The organism is Tissierella sp. (assembly GCF_032104385.1).
In the GTDB taxonomy this organism is placed as follows: Bacteria; Bacillota; Clostridia; order Tissierellales; family Tissierellaceae; genus Tissierella.
The window spans coordinates 83,516-109,014 of record NZ_DAMCHJ010000001.1; the positions used below are offsets into that span (position 1 = coordinate 83,516).

At 31.5% G+C, this 25,499-nt stretch carries 21 protein-coding genes; all 21 read right to left on the bottom strand.

All coding sequences use genetic code 11. The features are described 5' to 3' along the window. Nucleotides 1-38 precede the first annotated feature (38 nt). Complete coding sequence (locus RT714_RS00335) at nt 39-623, bottom strand: OAM dimerization domain-containing protein (protein WP_313755634.1); 585 nt, start codon at nt 621-623, stop codon at nt 39-41. Continuing rightward, nucleotides 617-2,185, bottom strand: a complete 1,569-nt coding sequence (locus RT714_RS00340) for a lysine 5,6-aminomutase subunit alpha (protein ID WP_313755930.1) — start codon at nt 2,183-2,185, stop codon at nt 617-619. Before RT714_RS00340 ends, RT714_RS00335 begins: the two co-directional genes overlap by 7 nt. A gap of 59 nt (nt 2,186-2,244) precedes the next feature. Next, nucleotides 2,245-3,873 (bottom strand): MutS-related protein, encoded by a 1,629-nt coding sequence (locus RT714_RS00345; protein WP_313755635.1) that lies wholly within the window; start codon nt 3,871-3,873, stop codon nt 2,245-2,247. 1 nt (nt 3,874) lies between these two features. Beyond that, nucleotides 3,875-4,903, bottom strand: a complete 1,029-nt coding sequence (locus RT714_RS00350) for a hypothetical protein (RefSeq protein WP_313755636.1) — start codon at nt 4,901-4,903, stop codon at nt 3,875-3,877. 114 nt (nt 4,904-5,017) lie between these two features. Next, nucleotides 5,018-6,268: a lysine 2,3-aminomutase gene (ablA, locus tag RT714_RS00355; protein ID WP_313755637.1), complete on the bottom strand. Its 1,251-nt coding sequence runs from the start codon at nt 6,266-6,268 to the stop codon at nt 5,018-5,020. A 117-nt stretch (nt 6,269-6,385) separates the two neighbouring features. Continuing rightward, entirely contained in the window at nt 6,386-7,423 is a 1,038-nt protein-coding gene (locus tag RT714_RS00360) for a zinc-binding dehydrogenase (RefSeq protein ID WP_313755638.1), read from the bottom strand. 305 nt (nt 7,424-7,728) lie between these two features. Beyond that, the gene (locus RT714_RS00365) at nt 7,729-9,117 is read right to left on the bottom strand and encodes a sigma 54-interacting transcriptional regulator (RefSeq protein WP_313755639.1); all 1,389 of its coding nucleotides are present in this window, start codon (nt 9,115-9,117) and stop codon (nt 7,729-7,731) included. 80 nt (nt 9,118-9,197) lie between these two features. Then, nucleotides 9,198-10,379, bottom strand: a complete 1,182-nt coding sequence (locus RT714_RS00370; protein ID WP_313755640.1) for a hypothetical protein — start codon at nt 10,377-10,379, stop codon at nt 9,198-9,200. A 149-nt stretch (nt 10,380-10,528) separates the two neighbouring features. After that, complete coding sequence (gene ypeB, locus RT714_RS00375) at nt 10,529-11,896, bottom strand: germination protein YpeB (protein ID WP_313755641.1); 1,368 nt, start codon at nt 11,894-11,896, stop codon at nt 10,529-10,531. A 9-nt stretch (nt 11,897-11,905) separates the two neighbouring features. Next, on the bottom strand, nt 11,906-12,601 hold the full coding sequence (gene sleB, locus RT714_RS00380) for a spore cortex-lytic enzyme (protein WP_313755642.1): 696 nt from the start codon (nt 12,599-12,601) through the stop codon (nt 11,906-11,908). A 118-nt stretch (nt 12,602-12,719) separates the two neighbouring features. Further along, nucleotides 12,720-13,328: a stage II sporulation protein R gene (spoIIR, locus tag RT714_RS00385; RefSeq protein WP_313755643.1), complete on the bottom strand. Its 609-nt coding sequence runs from the start codon at nt 13,326-13,328 to the stop codon at nt 12,720-12,722. Nucleotides 13,329-13,430: 102 nt separating this feature from the next. Then, the gene (locus tag RT714_RS00390; RefSeq protein ID WP_313755644.1) at nt 13,431-14,012 is read right to left on the bottom strand and encodes a TetR/AcrR family transcriptional regulator; all 582 of its coding nucleotides are present in this window, start codon (nt 14,010-14,012) and stop codon (nt 13,431-13,433) included. Between the two features lie 14 nt (nt 14,013-14,026). After that, nucleotides 14,027-17,137 (bottom strand): efflux RND transporter permease subunit, encoded by a 3,111-nt coding sequence (locus RT714_RS00395; RefSeq protein ID WP_313755645.1) that lies wholly within the window; start codon nt 17,135-17,137, stop codon nt 14,027-14,029. A 2-nt stretch (nt 17,138-17,139) separates the two neighbouring features. Continuing rightward, nucleotides 17,140-18,360: an efflux RND transporter periplasmic adaptor subunit gene (locus RT714_RS00400; protein ID WP_313755646.1), complete on the bottom strand. Its 1,221-nt coding sequence runs from the start codon at nt 18,358-18,360 to the stop codon at nt 17,140-17,142. Between the two features lie 149 nt (nt 18,361-18,509). Further along, nucleotides 18,510-19,637, bottom strand: a complete 1,128-nt coding sequence (locus tag RT714_RS00405) for a Ger(x)C family spore germination protein (RefSeq protein WP_313755647.1) — start codon at nt 19,635-19,637, stop codon at nt 18,510-18,512. Further along, entirely contained in the window at nt 19,634-20,728 is a 1,095-nt protein-coding gene (locus RT714_RS00410) for an endospore germination permease (protein ID WP_313755648.1), read from the bottom strand. Before RT714_RS00410 ends, RT714_RS00405 begins: the two co-directional genes overlap by 4 nt. Then, on the bottom strand, nt 20,715-22,229 hold the full coding sequence (locus RT714_RS00415; protein ID WP_313755649.1) for a spore germination protein: 1,515 nt from the start codon (nt 22,227-22,229) through the stop codon (nt 20,715-20,717). The genes RT714_RS00410 and RT714_RS00415 overlap by 14 nt, the downstream gene beginning before the upstream one ends. A 10-nt stretch (nt 22,230-22,239) precedes the next feature. Continuing rightward, nucleotides 22,240-22,449, bottom strand: a complete 210-nt coding sequence (locus tag RT714_RS00420) for a CLC_0170 family protein (protein WP_313755650.1) — start codon at nt 22,447-22,449, stop codon at nt 22,240-22,242. A gap of 58 nt (nt 22,450-22,507) precedes the next feature. Next, nucleotides 22,508-23,362 carry a 4-(cytidine 5'-diphospho)-2-C-methyl-D-erythritol kinase gene (ispE, locus tag RT714_RS00425; protein ID WP_313755651.1) on the bottom strand — a complete coding sequence of 285 codons (855 nt, stop codon included), beginning with the start codon at nt 23,360-23,362 and terminating at the stop codon, nt 22,508-22,510. 71 nt (nt 23,363-23,433) lie between these two features. Continuing rightward, nucleotides 23,434-24,981: an SPOCS domain-containing protein gene (locus RT714_RS00430; protein WP_313755652.1), complete on the bottom strand. Its 1,548-nt coding sequence runs from the start codon at nt 24,979-24,981 to the stop codon at nt 23,434-23,436. 113 nt (nt 24,982-25,094) lie between these two features. Beyond that, nucleotides 25,095-25,361: a Veg family protein gene (locus RT714_RS00435; RefSeq protein WP_399325467.1), complete on the bottom strand. Its 267-nt coding sequence runs from the start codon at nt 25,359-25,361 to the stop codon at nt 25,095-25,097. Nucleotides 25,362-25,499 lie beyond the last annotated feature (138 nt).

Sequence of the window (25,499 nt, forward strand, 5' to 3'; positions counted from 1 at the left end):
AGTACTACTTTATCTCTTATGCCTTCTGCTTCTAGTAATTACACTAATTGAGTAAGGTTTGGTATGTGTACATCTTTTTGTGTAACTACTTGTGACACTAAGATGGCATCTGCATTTAATTCTATTGCCTTTGCTACCAGCTCTTCATTTGGTACTTGGGAGCCTAGATTATATGCATCTATTCCTTCGTATCTTTCTAATCCATAATGTCCTGCATAGCCTTTCATATTCATTATAGCATCTATTCCTACTGTATGAGCATCTGTACCTGTACAGGCTCCTACTATAACTACTTTTCTCTTTATATTATCTTTAATATATTCTTCTACTTCTTCTTTGCTTAATACATCTACATCTACTTTTGGCACTTCTATTTTAGTAAAATCTACTGTATGTGTACATTTGCCATATACTACAAAATAGGTATAGCCTACTCCTAAATCCTTTGAATATACTACTGCCGGTTCATCAAAACCCATCTTTCTAGCCAATTGACGAGCTGCCTCTACTGCTTCATCTCCTGCTGGCACTGGAAGAGAAAAGCCTAACTGTACCATTCCGTCATTCATTGTATCTCCATAGGGTTTAACTTGCGTTAAATCTACTTTTGCAACTTCTACCATTGTCTTTCACCTCCAAGCATCAATTCAATAAACGGATTGAAATAGCCTGAATCTTTCTTTGCTACTCCATCCAAGCCTTTTCCACCTGTACGTGATCTCTTTACTCCACCGAACTTACCTTGCTCTATGGTTTGAAATAGTCCTTCTTTTTCTATTTGAGTTAGGAGTGCTTCTGCATTTTTAAGTACTTCTTGTGCTCTTTGCTGGATTATACCATCTTCTTTAAATTCTATTTCATCTCCAAGATCTCTTGCATTATTGAATATATACTGAGCGTTTTCAATAGATAGATATCTGTCATGTAAATGTGGTGTATGGATTGCTTCTGTTAACATTCCCAATAATTGTATTCCTTGGTTTGTCATAATGGATACCATATTAAATAGGGCATTTTGTATATGTCCTTTAAATATATTTCCTGTCATAAATTTTGTTGGAGGCATATATTTTAATGGTGCCCTCGGAAATATTTCTCTTGCCATTTGTGCTTGAGCTAATTCAAGTAAAAATCCATTTTCTACTGATGGATCCATCTCAAATGCATGTCCAAGTCCCATTTGTTCCTCTGGTATACCTGCCTTAATTGCAAATTGCTCATTGATAAACTGTGATGCTAATACTGTATGTGCTGCTTCTACTGCATCATCTGTAGTTAAGTAATTATCTTCTCCAGTGTTTATGATAATTCCTGCAAAACCGTTGATTATTCTAGAGAAGTATTGGTCTACTAAGGTTCTTTGCATATTGATATCTCTAAATAAAATTCCATATAATGCATCATTTAACATCATATCCAGTCTTTCGCTAGCTCCCATTGCTGCTATCTCTGGCATACAAAGTCCTGAGCAATAGTTACATAATCGTATATATCTGCCTACTTCTTCACCTACTTCATCTAATGCTCTTCTCATTAGTCTAAAGTTTTCTTGAGTTGCATAGGTTCCTCCAAAACCCTCTGTTGTTGCTCCATATGGCACATAGTCAAGTAAGGATTGTCCTGTTGTTCTAATAACTGCTACAACATCTGCACCTTGACGTGCTGCTGCTTGTGCTTGAACTATATCTTCGTAGATATTTCCTGTAGCTACTATTACATATAGATACGGTTTTTTTCCTTCTCCTATTGTATTTAGATATTCATTTCTTTTATCTCTATTTGCTTCAATTTGTGCTACTTTCTTCTCAGCCATTTCATATATTACTTCTTTAATTTTTTCTTCATCTTGAGCTGGAATTCTTGTAATATCTATTTCTCCTACTGCTATTTTTTCTGCTATTTCTTGAGGTGTAAGTCCTGTATTTACTACTGCATTTCCAAGCCAGTATGCCGCTCCCCTCTCCAGACCTCCGCCTTCTTTAATATTGTCTACAACTACGTTTGGTAGAGGCTTTTCGATTTCATCTACTCCATCTACTCCAAGAAGTCTGACTATTGTTCTTTCCGTTGCTGTTGTAGTATGAGCATCTATAAATTTCTGTATTTCTTCTGCTATGTTTTTAGCTGCATTTCTTGAGCTTTCGATTAAACTTTGATCAAGATTTAATTTACTCAAAATTATCACTCCTTCGTCATTCAATTAACAGATAACAGATAATAATTAAAACATAATATTTTATATATTTAGACTGGTTTCTTTAAATATCCTTCTGCTAAATTAAGTATTTCTTCATTTAACCCCATTATTCTAGCTATATTTAATGCGTCCTTGGGAACTAGAGTATCCTTTTCTACTACTCTTAGACGATAATCCATATATTTATTGATTATTTCCATTTTTTCATCTATGCTTATTTCTTTAGCTAAGTCTATAACATTGACTTTAGACAATCCTATTACTTGTAGGTGAACTACATCGTCCAGATTTGCCACATTGTCATAATGTGTAGTTAGTAAGGATATGGAATTTTTGTCTTTTAGATAGGTAACTATTGCCTTGGATATGGCATATCCTTCTTCTGGATTAGTACCTCTTGCTAACTCATCTATAAGTATTAATCCTTTTTCATCGGATTTTAATACGGCCTCACTTACTATTTTTATTTCTCCACCAAAGGTAGATAATCCTGAATCCGTTGATTGCATGTCCCCAATTGAAGACTTTATAAATTGATTTAATCCAATTTTCATGTTTTTAGCTGGTACAAATAAGCCGTATTGTGCCATTGCTGATAATAACCCTGCTAACTTTAAGCTAATGGTCTTACCTCCCATATTTGCTCCTGTAATACAAGCCACCCCTTCTTTTAAGGATAAAGATATGGGGGTAAAGTTTAGATTTTTTTCCTTTAAGAAATCTGCTACCTTTGGGTGTATTCCTCCTTCAATTTCTAATCTATGTTCCTTCAGGATTTCTGGCTTTATTCCCTTTATATCTAAAGCATATTTTGTTTTTCCTATAAGCAAGTCTAGTCTTCCTATATTTGCCATATTTCTAAAGATCTGTTTTCTTCTCTTACCAATTTCCTTAGATAATGCTTCTCTTATTCTAAGCTCTTCTCGTTCCTCTTTATCCTTTAGAATAAGGAGTTCTCGTTCTAATTTAGTCATATTTTCTGTTTGTCTTATGGAAAATTTTATATTCATATATGTTTCTGAAACATAGGCTAAATAGGGATAGTCTTGAAGTTTTTCTATTAATTCCTTTTGAGTCTTTGATATAACTACAGATGAATCTGGTCTAAGGTCTAAATTTAACTCTTCTTTTATTTTATCTTTTATATGTTTTTTCTCTAATTTTATTTCCTTATCTATACTTCTCTTTTTTTCTCTAATATCTTTTAATTCTTCTGAGTAAGCATCATATATATAGAAAGTAGATATTCCTGTATTTTCAGGATCCAATGCTTTCTCTAAAGATACTATTGGTTCAATCTTTGTATCACTAAAAGTTGGGATATTGTTTTTCTTTATTAATCTATCTAAATCTCTTATTAAAAAAAGGAAGTTTTTTATTTCAAATAACTCTACTTCTGTGAGGATAAAACCCTCCATAGTACGTCTTACTGAGGTTCTTAAATCCTTTATGTGAGCAAAGATATTGTTAAACTCCCTTCTTATCTCTTTATTTTCCACTGATGATAAGAATGATTCTATTTTATCCAATTCTTCCATCAATTTTTCTTCCTCTCCTAATTGAAATGCCTTTAATCTACCTTTATACATCATTCCATAGGGTGTAAGTGTGGAAATCTTATTTAATATATATTGAAAATCTAAGGATTCCTTTGTGCTTTCATCCATGAATACCATATTATTCACCACCTAATATTAAGTCCATTACTGGTATATGGCTTATGTAGGATTTCATTTTCGATAGGAATTCCATTGGTTCAAAATAGTATCCTGCTGGTGCATATGGATTTAATGTTATTCCTACTAAATTTATCTTGTCTAAGACTTTTACTACTACGCCTTGCCTCATGAATTTTAGCCAAGCCTTTGGCTCTATAAATATTTTTGTACCATCTGTGACTATTATTTCTACATTCTTATATCTTCTTGTGGATCGAGTTAAATCTTCTATTGTATTCTTTACCAAAGAACCTGGTATCACTAAGTATTTTGAATTGTCTTTTAGATGGTCACCTATTATTGTGCCTCCATTTAGTGCCGTTTTTAAAGGAATAATATCCACCTGGTTATTATTATCTATTACAGCTATTTGATTGTTCTTAATAAGTTCTTTTATAATCTCTTTTATTTCTTTATCTTCAACAGCTGGAAGTCCTAGAGTATTAACTACATGAATTGTTTCCTCTATTACTTTATTTATATCTCTAGATAATACGGCACCTGTAGATAAAATAGTAGCCTCTGATATAGCTGGAGCTGCTTGGGATAGCCTGTCTAAAGCTCCATCTATGATGACAAATTTAGCACCTAGATTTAACATAATATCAGAGACTGCTTTTATTTCAGAAAGGAGCTGAGGGCCTGCTATTTGAACATAGCCCCCATCCCTTACTCTGCCTATAATTATTTCACCTAGAGGTGTTCTATATTCCGTTACCTGTAATATTTCTATATTGGCATCTCCTAGTTCTAACATCCCCGTAGCTGTGGCAATAAGAGCACCTTCCTCTAAAAATATACGAGGTTTTTCTGTTTCAGTCACAATATCTAATGACTCTCCATCTCGACCTATAGAAGTTATACCAACGGGAATTCCCTCATCAATGGCTTCAGCTATTAAATGGTTTAAAGCTACAGTCTTACCACTATTTTTAGACATTCCTACTATGGATATTGTTTTAAATTTACCATTTATTAGTTCAAGCATAAAGTGCCCCTTTCAGTCGCAAATTTTGAATTATGAATTATGAATTATAAATTGTGAATTATCTCTAGGTTTTAATTAAAATTTCAATATTTAAAATTCACAATTAGAAAAACTTTAGTCTTTTCTATGTCTTCTTTCTAAATAGCTAGGTTCTAGAGCTTTTACTTCTGGTCCTTGAAGTAATTCTGCTACTCCTGTAATCCTTGCTTCTCTTTCTCCTTTACAGGTTGGGCAGTTACATGGCTCTTCTACCATTTGTGGTTCTGTATATGTTGTAATTATACCTTCATAGTTTCTTAGAACTACTTTAGTTGGTGATTGTGATATGACATATTGAGGCATTACTGGAGTTTTTCCTCCGCCACCAGGAGCATCAACTACAAATGTTGGCACTGCATAGCCTGATGTATGTCCTCTTAAAGCTTCTATTATTTCGATACCCTTTGATACTTTTGTTCTGAAATGCTCAATTCCCATGGAAAGGTCACATTGATAGATATAATAAGGTCTTACTCTTATCTTTACCAATCCATGTACTAAGTCTTTCATTATATGAGGACAATCGTTGATTCCTCTTAAAAGCACTGATTGATTTCCCAATGGAATACCAGCATCTGCTAATTTTGCACAAGCTGCTGCTGATTCAGGAGTTATTTCTTTTGGATGATTAAAGTGAGTATTTAACCAAATCGGATGATATTTCTTTAGCATATTTACTAGATCATCTGTAATTCTTTGTGGACATACTACTGGTGTACGGCTTCCAATTCTAACTATTTCCACATGTGGAATTTCTCTAAGTTTCTTGATAATATATTCTAATACATCATCAGATACTAATAAAGCATCTCCACCTGAAAGCAATACATCTCTTACTTGTGGGGTATTTCTAATGTATTCTATACATGCGTCTATTCTGTCCCTTGGTACTCCCATGTCATTTTGTCCTGCAAATCTTCTTCTAGTACAATGTCTGCAATACATGGAGCATTGATCTGTAATAAGGAATAATACTCTATCTGGATATCTATGAGTTAATCCTGGTACTGGTGAATCTTCGTCTTCATCTAATGGGTCTTCCAAATCAGATGAACTAATGTGAGTTTCCATTAAGGTTGGTACTGCTTGCATTCTAACTGGACAATGGGGATCATCTGGATCCATTAGAGAAGCATAATAAGGAGTAATACCTACTCTAAACTTCTCCATTACCTTACAGATATCCTCTTCTTCTTCTTCTGTTAGATTTATTATTTGTCTTAATGTTTCAACATCTGTAACTCTGTTTCTAACTTGCCAATGCCAATCATTCCATTCTTCTTCAGTAACATTTTTCCAAAGTTCGATTTCACTATAATGACGCATTATTTTTCCTCCTTTTTATTGGATTAAAACATTCAATCAGTCTATATAACTTATGCTATTAATTTATTTAACTGACAATTGTGCATTGTCAATTAGTAAACTTTGACAAAGAAAAGTTTAAGCATATAGTTCTGTGAAAATCTTTCTTAATGCTTCTGATTCTCTCATTAACTCCAGTGATATTGCCGCATGGTCTTTAGTGTATCCGTTTCCTACTATCATAGTTACATCCTTCCCTACTCCTTCTGCTCCTAATGCTGCCTTTGTAAAGCTTGTAGCCATACTAAAGAAATATACTATTCCTCTGTCTTTACAGATTAGTATAGATGACATTTCTGTATTTGGAATATTTACTGTGTTAATTACTATATCAGCCATTTCTCCATTTGTAGCTTCTTTTACTTTTTCAAGAATTTCTACTGCATCTGTTGCATTTGCCTTAATATATACATCTGCTAAATTAGCATCTTTACATCTTTGTAAAGTAGTATCTCTTGAACCTATGCATATAACCTTACCTGTAACTCCTGCTCTTTTCTTTGCTTCATATAGACATAGCATACCTGATTTACCTGTTCCGCCTATAACTACTACTGTATCTCCAGGTTTAACTAGTTTTGCTGTTTGTGCTGGTGCTCCTGCTACGTCTAATACTGATAATGCTAAGTTTTCAGGCATATCTGATGGAATAACTGCATATATTCCCGATTCAAACAATATTGCTTTACCTACTATATCTACTTGGTCTACATCTGGTCTAACTTCTTTAAATTCGTCTATTCTAAGTGGTGTTAGTGATAAAGATACTAATGTAGCTATTTTGTCTCCAACTTTAAGATCAGTTTTCCCTTCTAATGCTGGTCCTATTTTTTCTACTGTACCGATTAACATTCCACCTGAACCTGTAACTGGGTTTTGGTGTTTACCTCTTTCTGCTACAATACCCTTCATTATCTTTTTGATTTCTTCTATGTCGCCCTTAGCTTGCTCTTTAATTTGCGTAAAGCTTGCTGAGTCTACATTCAATGTTTGAACGTCTATAAGTATTTCGTTGTCATAAATTTCCATGTCATTATCAATTTTAAGTGCTGGTTGCGGTAAAACTCCTTTTGGTTCAATAACCCTATGCGTGCCATATGGACATCCTTTTTTCATTTGACATTCCTCCCCAGTATTTTAATTAATTTTTCATTTATAATTTAATGCAAAATATATGCCAAGGAAAGATTTATGTCAATTTTAAATTTTAAATTGTTAATTGTGAATTAAAAGACGATGTTTTGAATGTTTTAAAGATGTTTTTATTTAAAGATATGATTTTAAATTTGAAAAAATAATCTTTTAGTTGATTTTTTAGTGGAAGCAATGCCGAATATTAGGCAAAAAGATAGTGAATAGTTTTAGATAAGCTTTAAAATCTTTTAACTATTCACTATTAGTTCTTTACTGTGCACTGATTATCAAAGTCCTAGCTTTGATAATCTATACTGTAGTGTTTGTCTTGGTATTTTTAGTAGTTCTGCTGTTTTAGTTATGTTATTATCAGTCTTTTCTAAGACTTCCTTTATTATATTTCTTTCAGTTTCTTCTAATATTTCTGTGAGAGATGCTTCATATTCATTATGGTTTTTCTCATGTTGTCTAAACTTATATGGAAGGTCTTCTATGTCTATTATTTCTCCATCTGATATACTCATTATCCCTTCTATTAGATGCTCTAATTCTCTTACATTTCCATCCCATTTATAATCATTAAATATACTTAATACAGCTTTTGACACGCCTTTTACATTTTTATCTAGCTTGTTATTAAATTTATTAATAAAATAATTTGTAAGTATAGGGATATCATCTTTTCTATCTCTAAGCAAAGGTATTTCAAAGGATACAACATTTAATCTATAATATAAATCTCGTCTAATCTGCTTATTTTCTACAGCTTCTTCTGGAGATATATTTGTTGCAGCTATTATTCTAACATCTACCTTTGTAGTATTAGTAGCCCCTACCCTTCTTATATTGCCATCTTGTAATACCCTAAGAAGTTTAGATTGAAGTTCTAGAGGCATAGAATTGATTTCATCTAGGAATAATGTACCTCCATTGGCTAATTCAAATAATCCTGGTCTATCTTCTGCCCCAGTGAATCCACCCTTTATTGTACCAAAAAGTATCCCTTCTAATAGGTTTCCTGGAAGTGCAGCACAGTTTTGTGTAATGAAAGGTTTATATCTCCTTGAACTTGCATTATGAATGGAATGAACAAATAATTCCTTTCCTGTTCCTGTATCTCCTGATATTAATACAGAAACATCTGAATCTGCAGCCTTTAAAGCTAAAGATTTTAGTCTTACTATCTCTTTATTTTCACCTATTATATCTAATAAAGTAAATTGAGCAGATTCTTTATTCTTTTTTGTAGAATTCTTTTCTTTTTTATTATTATATAATTTATTTTGTAAGTCTACTATCTTTTCAGACATTTCCCTAACTGTTGTTATATCCTTTGAGATTTCCAATGCTCCTAAAATCTTTCCCTTTGACGTTATAGGAATGGAGGAATTTATAGTTGTGATTTTTTCTCCCTTATAGTTAAGAAAAGTCTGTTCTTTCTTACGCATTGATTCTCCTGTACGAATTACTGTAAGTAGTGTACTTGTTTCCTCTGTGAGGGAAGGATATACCTCAAGTAAATGTCTTCCTACGACTTTTTCCCGTTCTATTCCATCTATACCTTGTGCAAATTTATTGTAATATACAATTATTCCATTTTTATCAATAATATGTATGCCTTCCTCTAAGTAATCAAGAATTTCCAACACATTTTCCCTAAAGAATAAATCCTTCACAGTATCTCTCCTTTGACTGCTTAATTTTGGGCAGCATTAGCCAAAAATTAGGCACTTTCGTGCCTAATTTTTATTTACATTTAATTTGTTTTTTCCATTTGCTTTTTTATCATTTCCATATAATCTACTGAATTTTTTTCGTCTACTTTAGGCATCTCTACTTTTATATCCTTACTATTGATATTACTATTCTTTACATTATAGTTTATACCTAGTTTAATTATGCCTTTCATTTCTGGAATTGGTTTTTCTTTATCTTTGTTATTTGCTTGTGCAACCTTAGTAATATTTTCTAAATCAATTCTTAAATCAATATTACCTGTTTCATGAACTATATATCCATCTTTATTGATACCATATTCTATTACTATACCCTTATCTCCTAAAATCTTAACATCTTTGTATTTTTCCATGAATTCATTGAATTTTGTCTTGAACTCTGGTAGTTTATTTTCAAAGTCTGCTAATTGATCTTTAACTTCAGTTTTTTCTGTTTCTGATACCTTAGCTATATTCATTACTGCCTTCATATATTCCTTGATAAAATTCATAGTTGCTTCCTTATCTAAGGAATAGTTTACTGAATATTTTACAAGTTCTTTTAGAGTAGCATCGTCTAATTTTAACTCGTAAATGTCTAATTTTTCATTGCCTACTAATTTAGCATCTTTTTGCTTAACTATTTCAAGTCCTGGTTTAAAGTCTTTTTGGATTTCCTTCATAAACTCTGTTACTTTTGGTTGGAAATCCTTGCTAAATTTCATTAATTCACTGAAATCTAATTCTTCATTTGATTCTTTCATAAGTTTTTCAAAGTCATATACTATATATTTCTTTGCAGCATCCTCTGGAAACATGGAACTCATAATTGTTTGAGGCATTTCTATTATTTCCTTTACCTTAGGCTCTGCTGTTGACATATCCGCATCAACCCAAACTTTCATATCCATGCCTATGCCGCCAAGATTCATATTAGTAACTACTTCTGCTTTAGATGCTGTTTTTTCTTTGTTTTGTAATTGTTTTATATGCATTTTAAGCTTTGTACTATTTACCGAACTAGCTGCTTGCTGCAAAATTAATTGCTCATCCTCTGAAAATCCTTCTCCCTCAAGATTAAATCCTATTTCCATATCTGATTCCATTGAAGTTATATTTTGCATTTTGTTTAAAGAGCTATATAATTTCGACTCCCCACCAAAACAACCTGTGACGGATATTGCTAATGCTAATACTAATGATAATACCGATATCTTTTTCATGTAATCCCTCCTAAGTTTTGTATATTGTATATTATCTATGTTATCATTATAGCAGTCTATACTATTAATATGCAAGTCATTTGAAAAAATTTCAAATATAATTACAAAACAAAAACTCATCTTAGTGATGAGTCCTTGTTTCTTCTAATTTAAAACGTTAATGTTCCATTTTCATCTTTTATTATTTGTAATATTTGCTCTTCTCTTCCGTTTAAAGCATTGATATAAATGATGAAATCTGAATCATTGTATTTTCCCTTGAATTCATAGCATAAAACTTCATTTTTTCCCTTTGGTATTAGAGCTAAACGAATAGAGTCTATATTGAAATTCACTTTAACTTTAGCTCTTGCCTCATTCTCATCTATATGTGGAGTATCTATATTTCTAGCTTGATGGTTCATATAATAGGCAGAAGCATCAAATCCCACTATTTCTCCCGTATCCAATGCTACTTTTACTTTAATTAAATCTGGATATATTGTTACATTATTTTCTTTATATGCAAAATTAAATAATATTGTTCCATCATATTTTAATGAATAATTGGGCTCCATGTTTTCAAAGCCTTTATCCTTTAAGTATTTCAATGCTTTTTCTTCTGCATTTTTTATTGATAATTTTACATTAGAAACTGGTCTTGGGTTTGCCATCCAAACCACCTTGCCACCCTGCCTAGAAACCCCCATATATACAGATAAGTCTTTTTGCTGATTTTCAGGATATAAAAGGAATGTATAAGCTGGTAGCTTTACTTCATTTATATGCTCACCTTCTTCAAATGCCTTTACTCCTTTTACCCTATCTCTTCCAAAAAAATCCTGAGCTATATTTTTGGCTTGCTCCTGTGATACTTGTTCACGAGAAAGTCCTACAGGTTTTTTATTAATAATTTGGTCTGAAAATGGGCCATCATATATCAATTCAGGGGTTTTAGCCATTTGCTTATCTAGAGTTACTAAAGATGTTTGAAACACGCTTTCATTACCTTTCTGCACTCGCTTAACCTGTTTATTACTTAATGCTCCCACTGCAAAGTTTGATTCCATCAAACTTTCATGTAATTTTGATAACTCAGCATTAAATTTAGCAGAATTAGCTTGAAGTCCGTTTAAGGCTTCCCTCTGTTCTTTTGTTACTTCCTCTCCTTGAAGATGCCTTTGTATTAAATAAGCGGAATAGTCTGCCGCCTGTGTTAAAAACTTTTCTGTCTTTGCAGATTCTGCGTGAGTTACTGGCATTTGTGCTAGTTTATCCTTTGCAAAAAATGCCTCATTCATAATCTGAGAAAACAATACTATATTCTGCTCTTTTGAACTTGCCAGCATTGCTTTAGATAAATTTACCTGAACATTTTCTACATGTTTTTTTACATCGAAAAATAATCTTTGATAATGATTTTCCAAAGCTATCTCGTGATGCTTTTTTATTTGATATTGATTATATCCCCAAACAAGGGCTAAGATGAGTAAAACACTAAGTATAGTTGGGGCAATAAAATTACGTCTATTTTTCATATTTACCTCCTATAATCCAAACCAGTGTTTACCGATTTTTAGTATTACTTTCCTTGACCATATCCATTTGGATGTTGCTGTAGCTGGATTCCAATAGTATAAACATCCATAACTAGGATCCCAGCCATTTAAGGCATCTCTTGCGGCTTTTATAGAATCCTTATTAGGTGTTAGGTTTATTTGTCCATCGGCAACTGCTGTAAATGCCAAGGGCTGGTATATTACCCCTGCTACAGTATTTGGAAAGGATGGACTTTTAGTTCTATTAAGTATAACAGCTGCTACAGCTACTTTACCTACATAGGGTTCCCCCCTAGCTTCTCCATGTATAGCTCTTGCTAATAAATATTCATCAGCCTTTCTGTTTACTCCTTGTGTGGAGGCAGCTACACTAGTCGTTGCCATACCTAGTGCATTAGCCGTTGATGGTCCTACTATACCATCAACATTCAAACCATTTTTAGCTTGAAACTTTCTCACTGCCCTATAGGTTCTTGCTCCATAAACCCCATCTACTTCCCCATCATAATATCTCCATCTAAGCAGCTTATCTTGTACCGTCCTTACATCTTGCCCTTGTACCCCCCAATAAAGGGTTCTTGGACTAAAAGATGAACTATACCTTTCTGCTGTTGGCTCATAAAATAAAAATATTGATAGAAACACAATACTTAAAGCAGTTGTAATTATAATGAATTTTTTCAAGATTATTTACTCCTTTCATCTTAATGATAGCTTTTTCTTATTTTTAGTAATTTCCCAAATTTTATACATAAAAAATAACTTCCATTTTTGGTGCCTGGCACCAAAAATGGAAGTTATTTTACTTTTTTACTTTTTTACTTTTTATTTTTATGTTTTTTATAAGTTCGGCAGTTTTCCATTTTAGTTTTAATTGCGGCTCTTCTATTTTTGTATCTAATTCTTTTTCTACATTATAAGCGACTGAGTGAGTAATATCTACGAAACAAAGTGGCGGAAACATTATACACCACCAATTTTGTCCCTTTCCTTCTCCTAATGTAATGAGTAATGTTTCATATTCTCCTGATGGCAATACTAAGTTTCCATATTTTCTTGTAGGAAAATTATCTTGATCTAAAGTTATGGCTACATTATAGTCTTTTCCTTCTTTTTGGATTACTCTTTCTGTTATATCTTTCATTTCTTTCATATTTGCCCTTATTACTTCTCGACTTTCTTCTAATGTTCTAGTGTATTTGAATTTTTCTTTCATTTCCTTTAATATTTCATCTCTTATTTTAAGCTTTAGTGCTTGGTCTTCTTCTTTGTCACTATTAGCTCTTATATGGAATCTAATGATTTCATCTTCAAAACTATTCTTTACTTTTCTTTCTATAGATGGACAGATAATATAGACAAAACTAAAAATAAATATGGATAATATCAGTACTAATTTTTTATATTTCATTTTCTCTCCTCCTCTTTATACTTGTCCTACTAATAATAGTTTTGCCTATATTATTATTTTTATACATAAAAATGCTACAGTAAAAACTGTAGCATTTTTTAATTATTTACCTAATCCTCTAAGTATCATATCTACAATATCTTCATTTCCTATATTATCTAAGGAGCCATCATTGGCAATTACTGTTTTTAGATGACTGCTATTCATAAGTCCTAGAAATATAATAGTAGCGGTTTTATTGTCTATATTACCTAGTTCACCAGTTTCAATTCCTTCTGTAATGATTTGTAAAGTAAAATCAAATATTTGTTTATTCATTTCTTGAATATATTGTTTAACTTCTTTTAAAATATTTTCAAAATGAAAAAAAGTTCTCTCTATTAAATGAGCATGTATATCAATGAATCTTGAATGGTAGTCAAGTATTGCTATTAGCCTATTTCTTATACCTTCTTCTCTTAAAACCGTTTCTTTTGCTCCTTCAATATATGCTTCCATCATATACATTAACATTTCTTGAAATATCTCTTTTTTACTGCCAAAGTATTCATAAACTGTACCTTTTCCAATTCCTGCTTCTTTGGCAATATCTTCAACTTTTCCACGATAAAACCCACATTCACTAAATACTTTCATTGATGCTTCAATAATTTCAGCTCTTCTCTTCTCTTTTAATTCACTCAAGTTCTCACCTCTTTTTATACATTAGAGTTACTTTTCCTTAGTCTTTTTATTCTTGATTTCATTTTAATAGAGATATCATCAAATACTGTATATAAGACTGGAACAAATACTAATGTTAAAACCGTAGATAAAGTCAATCCACTTATAACTACTACTGCCATTGGTGCTTGCATTTCTGCTCCCTCGCCTATTCCTAGAGCTAAAGGTACAAGACCTAAAATTGTTGTCAAGGTTGTCATCAATATAGGTCTTAACCTAATAGGCCCCGCAGTGATAATGGCTTCAAACCTTTCTTTTCCTTCTTGACGCAAGATATTTATATAATCGATTAATACAATACCATTATTAACTACAATGCCTGCTAACATGATAATACCTATAAAGGCTGTTACACCAAAGGATTTTCTTGTAATGAAAAGACCTAAGAGTCCTCCACCAAATGCCAATGGTATAGTAAACATAATGATAAATGGATTAATTAAGGATTCAAATTGTGCTGCCATTACCATATAGATTAGAATTATAGCGAGAACTAACGCTAATAAAAGCTGCTTAAAGGCATCAATCATCTGCTCATTTTCTCCACCTATTTTATAGCTATATCCTGATGGAAATTCATAATTCTTTAACTCCTTTTCTATATCTAAACTAATACTTCTCAAATCTCTGCCAGTTATTTGACTGGTAACTGTAACTACTCTTTCTTGGTCTTCACGATTTATTTGGATAGGGCCTTTTACTATGGATATATCTGCCACTTGAGATATAGGTATATTAATTCCACTTGGAGTGGTAATATCCAATTGTCCAAGATTAGATAAACTCTCTGTAATATCCTCTGTTGCCCTTACTACTATATCCAGTTCGTCTCCCTCATCTTTATATTTAGCAACTATAGTTCCAGATGCCCCTCCCCTAATAGCAGAAGCTATTTGAGAAGTAGTCAATCCGTATATTGCTGCATTTTCCTTGTTTACCTGAATTTCTACTTCTGGTACTGCATCACTTAAACTTGTTTTTACATCTCGAGTTCCTTCTACGGATTCAATTATATCTTTGAAATCATTAGATATTTTTTCAAGAATCTCTAATTCATCACCTTTTATACTTATACTAACTGGAGCAGAAGAACCAGCCATTCCCATATTTGAAGATTCTGTTACTGTGATTTCAGCTCCTGGTATATCTTTTATGATTTTTCTTACTTCCTCTGCAACTTCCTTTGTGCTTCTCTTTCTTTCACTTAATTTAACTAAATTTATAGAAATAGAGCCGCTATTTCCATTATTAATGCTATGACTTCCAAAGCCCCCTGAAGTTACATTGGCAAAAATTACATCTATCTCAGGTATTTCTGCAATTTTTTCTTCTGCAATTTTCGTTATTTCATCTACTTGATGAATATTTGAGCCTAAAGGTAAACTTATATTTATTGTCATACTTCCCTCATCTGTCACAGGAAAAAATTCCATTCCTACACCTGCTAAACTTACTACACTTAGAACAAAAACTATTACTGAAATAGCGATGGTAGTCTTTCTGCGTTTAAGTCCTAATTCTAATAAGGACTTATATTTATTTTCTATTTTTTTAAATAAATTATCAAATGCCTTATAAATAAAATCTAATCTTTTCTTCTTCCCTTCAGTATCCTCATCAATTGTTAAAATCTTAGAGGATAACATAGGAATAAAGGTTAAAGCTACTACTAAAGAAGCTGTAAGTGACAGGGTAACTGTCATGGCAAAATCTTTAAATAAAATACCAACCATTCCATCTACAAATACTATTGGGAGGAATACTGCTATGGTTGTAAGAGTGGAGGCTGTAATTGATAAGCCAACCTCTTTAGCTCCTTTTATGGCAGCTTCTTTTTTAGAATATCCTTCTGCTCTATATCTATAAATATTTTCCAGCACTACAATGGCACTATCTACTAACATACCTACTGCTAATGCTAATCCGCCTAAGGTCATCATATTTAATGTAATCTTATTAAAATATAATAAGATAAATGAAGCGATTAATGAAATAGGTATAGATACTCCTACTATCAAAGTGGATCTTATATTCTTTAGGAAAATATATAAAACCGCAATGGCAAATATAGAACCTACAATAACATTATCTATAACATTATTAATGGAATCCTTTATAATAGTAGAGTTATCTATTACTATATTAATTTTAATATCTGGATAATCTTTCTTTAGTTTTTCCACTTCTCTACTTACTAAATCTGCCACTTGTACTGTATTTTTACCTGATTGTTTTTTTATGGAAATATTTATACTGTCTTCTCCATTAGTTCTAGATATTCCAGTAATATCTTTGTTTTTTAATTCTACTTTAGCTATATCCTTAAGAGTAATTATAGAACCAGTATTAAGGGTAATAGGCATATCTCTGATTTCATCAATAGAATTAAACTCTCCTATTACTCTTATGGTAAGATCCTGTTCACCATTTTCTACAACTCCTCCGGGAAGATTAGTGTTGGCTGCACTAAGCAGTTGATTTAATTGATTTATGCTTAATCCATATCTTGATAATCTAGCTATATCAACAGATACCTCAATTTCATCTGTAAATCCTCCCCCAATATCAACGGAAGCTACTCCTTCTAATCTTTCAAATCTTTGTTTAAAGCTATCTTCTGCCAATGACTGTAAACTTGATAGGCTTCCATTGGTAGATAAAGCTATTTGTACAATAGGCATGGAATTTGGGTCTATTTTAATTACCATAGGTTGTGTAGCATCATCTGGTAAAGCTCCCTTAACTAAGTCTACTTTCTCTCTCATTTCTAATGTGGCAAAATCCATATTTGTACCAGTATTAAACTGAGCAATTACAATAGAGCTTCCCTGGGAAGAAATTGAATTAATTGTATCTATATTGCCCACTGTAGCAATTGCCCCTTCAATTCGCTTGGTAATTAAATTCTCTATTTCCTGAGGACCAGCTCCTGAATAGGATGTAGAAACAATTGCCACAGGTATTTCTATTTCTGGATAAAGGTCAATTGGTAGTCCTGCCAATGAGATTGCTCCAAAGATAACAACTACCAAAACCATCATTGTTATAGTAACGGGTCTTTTAACAGCAAAACTTGATAAATTCAATATTATTCACCCCTTACTACTTTCACTTTTCGTCCATTTTCTACATAATGCTGCCCTTTTATAATAACCTCTTCATCTGTTTTAAGTCCTTCCTTAATTTCAACATAATCTCCTGTATCTAATCCTAATATAACAGATCTTTCAACTGCTTGATCATTTTCTACTACAAATACTATCTTCTCATCTTTCTTATCCAAAACAGCATTGCTTTTAATTGCTATAACCGAATCTATCTTATCTAAGTTTAACTTTATCTTTCCATTCATCCCTGGTCTTATTTTCTTATCGGAATTGTCTATATATACTTTTACAGAATAAAGATTGCTCCCAATATCAGCTGTTGGGCTAATATAGCTAATGGTACTAGATATATCTTCATCAAAGGCTGCTGGAATACTTAAATCTACTTTTTGATCTATGCTTAATCTATTTACTACATCTTCTACTACGTTTATTTCCATATAAACCTTGTCCATATCAACAATGGTAGCTGCCATTTGTCCATTACTAATAATTTGACCTTCCTTTACATTTAATGCGGATACAACTCCATCCATTGGTGCTTTCACAACTGTATTATTGAAATTATCTTCCATTTGTTCATAGGATATCTGTGCTTGTTTTAATTGGCTTAGAGCTTGCTGATACAATGTTTCTGCTTGTTCTAGCTGACCTTTTGCTGCCTCTAAATTCATATCACTAGCAGATAGCTCTGCCTGCTCTAATTGACTTTTAGGTATAATACCCTCTTCATAAAGTTCTTTATTTCTTTCTAAATTTAACTTAGCATTTTCTATTCTTTCTTTATTTAATTCATAGTTAGCTTTTGCAATTTTCAAACTGCTTTCTGATTGTAAAACTCCATTATTTGCTATTTCAATGGCATTACTAGCCTGTTGGAGATTCTTTAAAAAAGTATCTTGCTCTACTACAAATAGTACACTTCCTTCTTTTACTACATCACCTAGTTTAACATTTACACTGGAAACTATCCCAGAAACTTTTGGTAAAACTGCTATTTCTTCATTTGCTAGTATCTTACCATTAAATTTAAGATTATTTGCTATGGTTTGGATATTGGTCTTTTCTACTTCAACTGGTATATAATTCTCATCTTCAACTGTCTCACTAGATTTTAAAGATTTATTACATCCAGATGCCAAACTTAACATCCCTACTAGAATGAAAACTAATATAATTTTTGTATTGAACCTTTTATGCACTATAGTGTCCCCCCCAAATCAATTAAAATTTTATCGACCGAACGGTCAGTCAGTATTTTCCATTATATTATAGTCCTATTATCATGTCAATATCTTTTTCAATAACTTCACTTTTTGGTGCCTGGCACCAAAAAGTGAAGTTATTAATCTTATTGAACCAATCCTCTTCTTCTTATTTTAGTATCTATTATTACATCTATATCAATTTGGGAAAATATTTCATCCCAATCCTTTTCTACCTCTTTCCATACTTTTGGATGGTATTTATATAAATATTCCCCAATTTCTATGGCATCAGCTTTATATTCTTTTTGTAATACCTTCAATGTACTGTTTATTTCATTTTCTAATACTTCACTTATTGCTTTTTCCATTTTATTTATTATTTCCATATCATTCACCATGGGTTTCTCTCGCATTATATACTCTTGTAAATTTCCTTCAGTTTCAATACTTATTCTAATTTTTATATTTCCATCTTCTCTTAGTAAATGCCTTTTTATCTTTGAACCATCAATTGAATATGAAACTGTAACTCCATTATATATTGCATCTATTAAATCTCTTTTTAATTTTCCTCGCATCAATGATATAGCTCTATTCTGCACTTCATCTATATCTCCTATATGCATATAATTTTTAAATATTGCCCCACCAAATATCTTTATATCTTCTTCATGAATTGAAGCTCTAGGCATAAGTCCCACTCCACCTATATCAGTATCTTTTATAAACTGGGTTAAACTTTGAGGTATAAATCTAGATGTTCCTTTATTTTCTTTAAGCATACTAACCAATGTACCTTCTATTAACTCTTGTCTTTTAGCTTTTGGTATAAATAGAAGCAAATCCATAGCTTTTCCTTCTGCTATTAGTAATCTAACTTTTTTGTTTATAATAAAATCTCTGCTCACTCCATCTAAGATTTCTCGAATTGCACATTCATCCTTTGCTAATTCCTGTCCGAATACCACTACTTTTAGATGTTTAAAATAAATTTCATAGGGCAGCCTTGTAGATAGTTGCTCTATCCCCTCAAAAACAGATGATGCTACAGTTGATACTATATGTATTCTATCTTTTTGAGTTGCATTTTTACCTATTGCATTTATATTGGGATAAGATATAGTTATTATATATTTATCTCCTTCACCATCGTTTAAGTCTACTCCTATTGAATATGGAAATATTCGTTGATTTATTTCTATCATTCCCCAACATCCTGTAGCCAGTATAAGTGATATGATAATAATCATCAATAGAAACCTTTTTTTCATCTATTTGACCCCCTAGATTTAAATAATCCTATAGAGTAGATTATAATAGGCAGGAAAACTATGGACACAAATCCAAAGTAATTTATAAACTTTCTTATTTGTTTACTTAATTCAACTATATTTTCTGGTATCAAGGATATTATATATATTAATGGTGTAAGTGGTAGTATAAATAATCCATGTTCTTTTGTATTAAATAAATTTGAAAGAATTTTTCCAGCTGAATAATAAAATGGAGCCATAGTTCCAAAAATAACTATTACCCATATAGCTACCATAAGTCCATCAATATTCTCAATAAAATACCCTGGTAAGTCTATTTCTTTTATAAGGGATAGTATAGGAAAGCTTTGCCTTTGTAAGCTCTGTAATCCATATTGAGATAGAGAGAGTACAAATACTATTACATATATGACTATTACGATCCCAACTCCTATAAGACTAGATTTCATGATTTCTTTCTTTCTTTCTGCAAAGGGTATTGAGAATAATAATATTTCAAATCCAGTATAACTGAAAAAGCTTAGACTTATACCCTTTGGCATATCCTTAATATTTGATTGAAACAGTGGAAGCATATTTGTAAAGTCTACACTTGTTAGAGATATAAGTATTAATATTATTACAAACCCTAGCACTACTGGATATATATGATATGCCGCTCTTCCAATTACTTGAATTTCAGATCTAGAGATATAGGTAGTTACAAGTATAAAGGAAATTATTATTATTTCCGTTGGTGTGTTTTCTAGAAGAAACGCCTTTAGAATCTCAGCAATATTTCTAGAAATAGCTGCCATACTCATTATTAAATAAATTAGAAAAAAAATAAGAAAAATATTAAATATCCATTTGCCTAAAACCATTCTACCTATTTCAAAGAAATCTTTATCTGGATAAAGATAGAATAATTTATTCATAATTATTGTAATTCCTATTACTAATATACCTGAAAGAATTATAGCTATCCATCCATCATTTCCTAGTATCAATGAAATTCTATTTGGAAGAGATAGAATTCCCGTTCCTACAATTGCTGAAACTACCAATGCTCTTATCTGTTTATTTGATATTTTATTATTTTTTTGCATCTTTCCAGCTTCTCCCCATTCTTCTCTTATTCCTCGGATGTGTAAATGTAGGTCTTTCTTTTAGGTACTGAATTGGTGCCTTGAATAAAGTATCTTTTAACTCACCGGAACCTACTCCTAAACCTGAATAAGGTGATGTGAAAGGTACTCCAAAACTATCTAATTTAATTAAATGAGTTCCTAATAGTATAACTCCTAGCATTACTCCATATAGACCTAGTATAGAAGCTAAGATAATAAAGATAAATCTCCAAACTCTTAATCCTGCTGCAAACTCATAACTAGGTATAGCAAAGGAAGCTATAGTAGTGCTAGCTACTATGATTATTAAAATAGCACTTACTATTCCAGCCTCCACTGCTGCCTGCCCAATTATAAGTCCCCCAACTATTCCTACTGTTGTACCTATTGGTCCAGAAATCCTCGTACCTGACTCTCTTATTAGCTCTATTGTAACTTCCATTAAAAGTGTTTCTACAACTGCTGGAAAAGGTACATTAATTCTACTTGCTGCTAGATAATAGGTTAATTTTGTAGGTAATAATCCTGGATGATAGGAAATAATAGATATATAAAGGGCAGGAGATAGGACTGCTAAAAATACTGCTAATAATCTTAAAAACCTTACTCCTTGTGTTTCTTGCCATCGTGTATAATAATCTTCTGTTGATTGCAATAATGTTCCAATAGTAGCAGGTACTATTAATACGAAGGGTGAATTGTCCACTATAATGGCTGCACGCCCTTCATATAATGCTGCTGCTACTGAATCAGGTCTTTCTGTATTTTCTATTTGTGGAAATGCTGAAAGATAATTATCTTCTATTAAATTTTCCAACATGGAACTATCCAGTATAGCATCTATATCTACTGATTTTAGTCTTTCATTAACATCTTCAATTAAAGATTTATCAGCGATATCTTCTATATACATTACTGCAACACTTGTTTGAGACCTTCTACCAACTGTATGCATCTTAATTTTCAAATTAGTATCCTTTATTCTTCTTCTTACTAATGTCATGTTTGCCTTTACAGATTCCACAAATCCATCCCTTGGTCCTCTAACTAAGGTTTCTGTCTGTGGTTCTTCAACTCCTCTAGCTGGCCAGCCTTTTGAATCAAATATTAAGCATTTATCAATTTTATCAATTAATATTATGGTATCACCAGAAAGTATGGACTTCACTATATTATCTACATGAAATTCTTCTTTTATATCTATAGTAGATAATATCTCCTTTGAGATTATATCTATTAATGGAGTCTTGAACCCTTGTAGAGAAAAAGATTTTATTTCTTCTTCTATAAATAATGAAAAAATTCCGTGTTCTGCAATATATTCCTTGCTTACTAATCCATCTATATATATTAAAGTGAGCTTTACTTTGTAAACATCTCCTACCTCTATTCTTCTAAAAACAACATCATCACAGTCAGCAAATAAACTTCTAAATATTTCTTCATTTTTTTCTAAGTCTTTAAGCAGTATAGTTTTCATCATTACACCCCTATATTAATAATAGCAATACATATAATAGTCCACCTATGGTTATGTATGAATAAGATATAATTTTTACCATTCTCAATTCTCTCATATATCCTTTTTGTCTATACCTTTTACCATCAATTAATAAAGTAAATATTCCTATAGCAATTATCATTAAAATAGTATAATAATCAGTCAGTTCTCTCAATATTCTATGTATTTTAGAAAACAAAAATCCCACCTCCTGTAACTAATATAGTTTGCAAAAGATGGGTAATATATACACTTTATTAAATTGTCTTTACAATAAGAATTATGCCTTTATTATATTTTGCTTCTAAGTTTTTCTTACAAAATTCAAGTTTATCTAAATCCTCAAATAATCCAAAAACTGTTGGTCCGCTACCACTCATTAAAGAGCCTAATGCTCCATATTTTAGCATATCCCTCTTAATTTCAGATATAATAGGTGTTCTTTCTATAACTACTTCTTCCATTATATTAGTTATACTATTGGCCACAGATTTTATGTCATCCTCTTCTATAAAAGACATTATTCTTTTTATATCAATATGTGATTGTTTATTTAGTCTAAGATTTTTATACACTTCAGCAGTTGAAATACCTATACCTGGATTAATGAGTAATACGTCTTTATCTTTAAAAGGCTTAACTTTTGTCAACTTTTCTCCTATTCCTTCTGCAAATGCTGTTCCCCCCATAATACAATAGGGTACATCTGCACCAATTTCGACACCTATTTCCATTAATTCTTCTTCACTTAATCTTAGCCCCCAAAACTCATTCAATCCCTTTAAAACTGCTGCTGCATTTGCACTGCCTCCTGCAAGCCCTGCTGCCACAGGAATTCTTTTATATATATTTACTTTAATTCCTCTATTTATTCCCGTCTTTTCCTGCAGTTTTTTCCATGCATGATACACCAAATTTGTAGAGTCTATGGGAACATATTTGTTATTACATTCTATTTCTATATCTTCGTTTGTTTCTCTTATAATCAATATATCATTAAGACTAATTTGCTGCATTATAGTATTTATCTCGTGATAACCGTCTTCCCTCTTATATAAAACATCTAGTCCTAAATTAATTTTACCATAGGAATTTATTATAATCTCTTTCATTTAAATTTCTCCCTTGTGAAAATTTACCTTTTCTATTATATCATAGTTCCTAAGGTATGATAAAGCTTCGTTTAAAAAGATATATCTACTGTTTTTTCAATTATTATTTTTTCTCCCGGCATTATATTATTTGGGTTTAAACTTTCATTTCCCTGCAATATCTCCTCTACTGTTGTATTATATCTTTTTGCTATATTCCATAATATGTCATCTCTCTGGACTATATAAATAGTTATACTAGGGCGATTTCTCTTATCTATTATATCTCCTGTTTCCTCTATTAAATTTATTACTGATAATATTCTATTTCTATTGATTTTAACCTTATGTTTAATAGTTGCCTCTACAATAAAGGCATCCTTAGAGGCATCTACTTTTATTGTCTCCAAATTTAGACTTATATCTATTAATGGCGCTATAACCTTTTCTTCTAAAGGTAAATAATATTTATATGGAATTTCTTCTCTAATTGTACTGATTTCTTCAGTTATATCATCTAAATAAATTCCTTTTAAAGAAAGAATTCCTTCCACTATTAGTTCATTGTCTTGAATTCTAGTATCTATAATGCTTGGAGAGCCTGTTATATTATAAATCTCTTTTATTTTATATTGAGCTAAATCTTTAACTATATTCTCCTTATAAATTGTACTTTTTATATTTTCAATTAAATTAATTTCTTCTCTTTCTATATTAACTCTTTCCTTAGTTGAGTATGCATCTACTATTAGAGCTTTTTGATTTTCTGCGAAAGCTATACCTGATATTCTAAGTTTTACCTCTAAGGATAAAGTCTTAAGCTCACCCATCTCATTTTCTAATAATTCATAGTTTCCCTCTACTACTTCAATAATAAGTTCTTCTTGTGATTCAGATATTGCACCTGGAATTTCTAGAAAATGGTTGAAAGGTATTTCTTCTTCAACTGTATCTATTCTGTTTTCTCCATAATATATAATTCTGGCGTTTACCATTCCAGATACTATTATCCTATCGTCTGCTACTGTAGCTTCATTTTCATAAGCTTGGATTGACATTTTTAGTATTTCTTCTACAGCTGGATTTTCTTCTCCTATTTCAAAAGTTTCTTTTACTATGGCATAGGATGTTTCTCTACCATAGATTTCCTTATATTTAATAGTTTCTTTTAATATCTGAAGGTTGTTTTTTTCATTAATATCCTTGATTATTTCTATATTATTTACTTCTTCCACTTTTCCTTCTAAGCTAACTAATGCCTTTAGGGATAGTTTTCTTTCATCTAATATTTCTTCTTCTATATATTCAATATTAGAGCTTATAGTTGCCGACATGTTTTCTGTTATTCCTGGTATTTCTATTTCTTCTCTAAAATCTGCATTAGAATCCATTGTATAAATATTATTTTCTTCTTCCTTTGATTTATAGACAACTTTAAATTTTACTACTCCTGATACTACTATTCTATCCATTATTACCTTGGTGCTAAGTATTTCCACCATGCCATCTGTCCAAAGTACCTTATTCAAATCTGCTTTAGATGGATTTAAATAAATTTCTGCTTCTACCAAGGCTTGGATATTTTCTTTTCCTCTTAGTTCTTCAATCCGCAAAACATCTTTTATTAACTCAACAGACATAATATCCCCCCTAATTATTTCCTATAACATCCTATGAAGATATATATGCATAAATATCATAAATAATGAATAAAGACATAAAAATAACTGTACAATGATTGTACAGTTATTTTTTAAGATATTTTTACCCTAGGTTGAGTTTGTGAGCAAACAGTTACTTCAACGGTTCCCGTCAATACATCTGTATAGGTATATGATACCTTTCTACTGCTATCATATTCGTTACTAATTCTTACAATAAATAAATTAGGGTACGCCGCTTCCAATATTCCTTCTCGAACTACAGTCTTTTTTCTACCTTTATTTGCTCGAAGTATTACATTTTTGCCAATACACCTTTCGATGTCTTTACGAATTCTGATCAATATATCCTTTTCCAATATAGCAAACCACCTTCCATTAGTTGCTCCCCACAGTCGAGGGCAGAAGAAGTGTCACTTATGTATGAAGTATATCACAAAAGTTCCATATTGTCAAACAAATTAATTATTATACTATTAATGGATTTATTTGTCAAT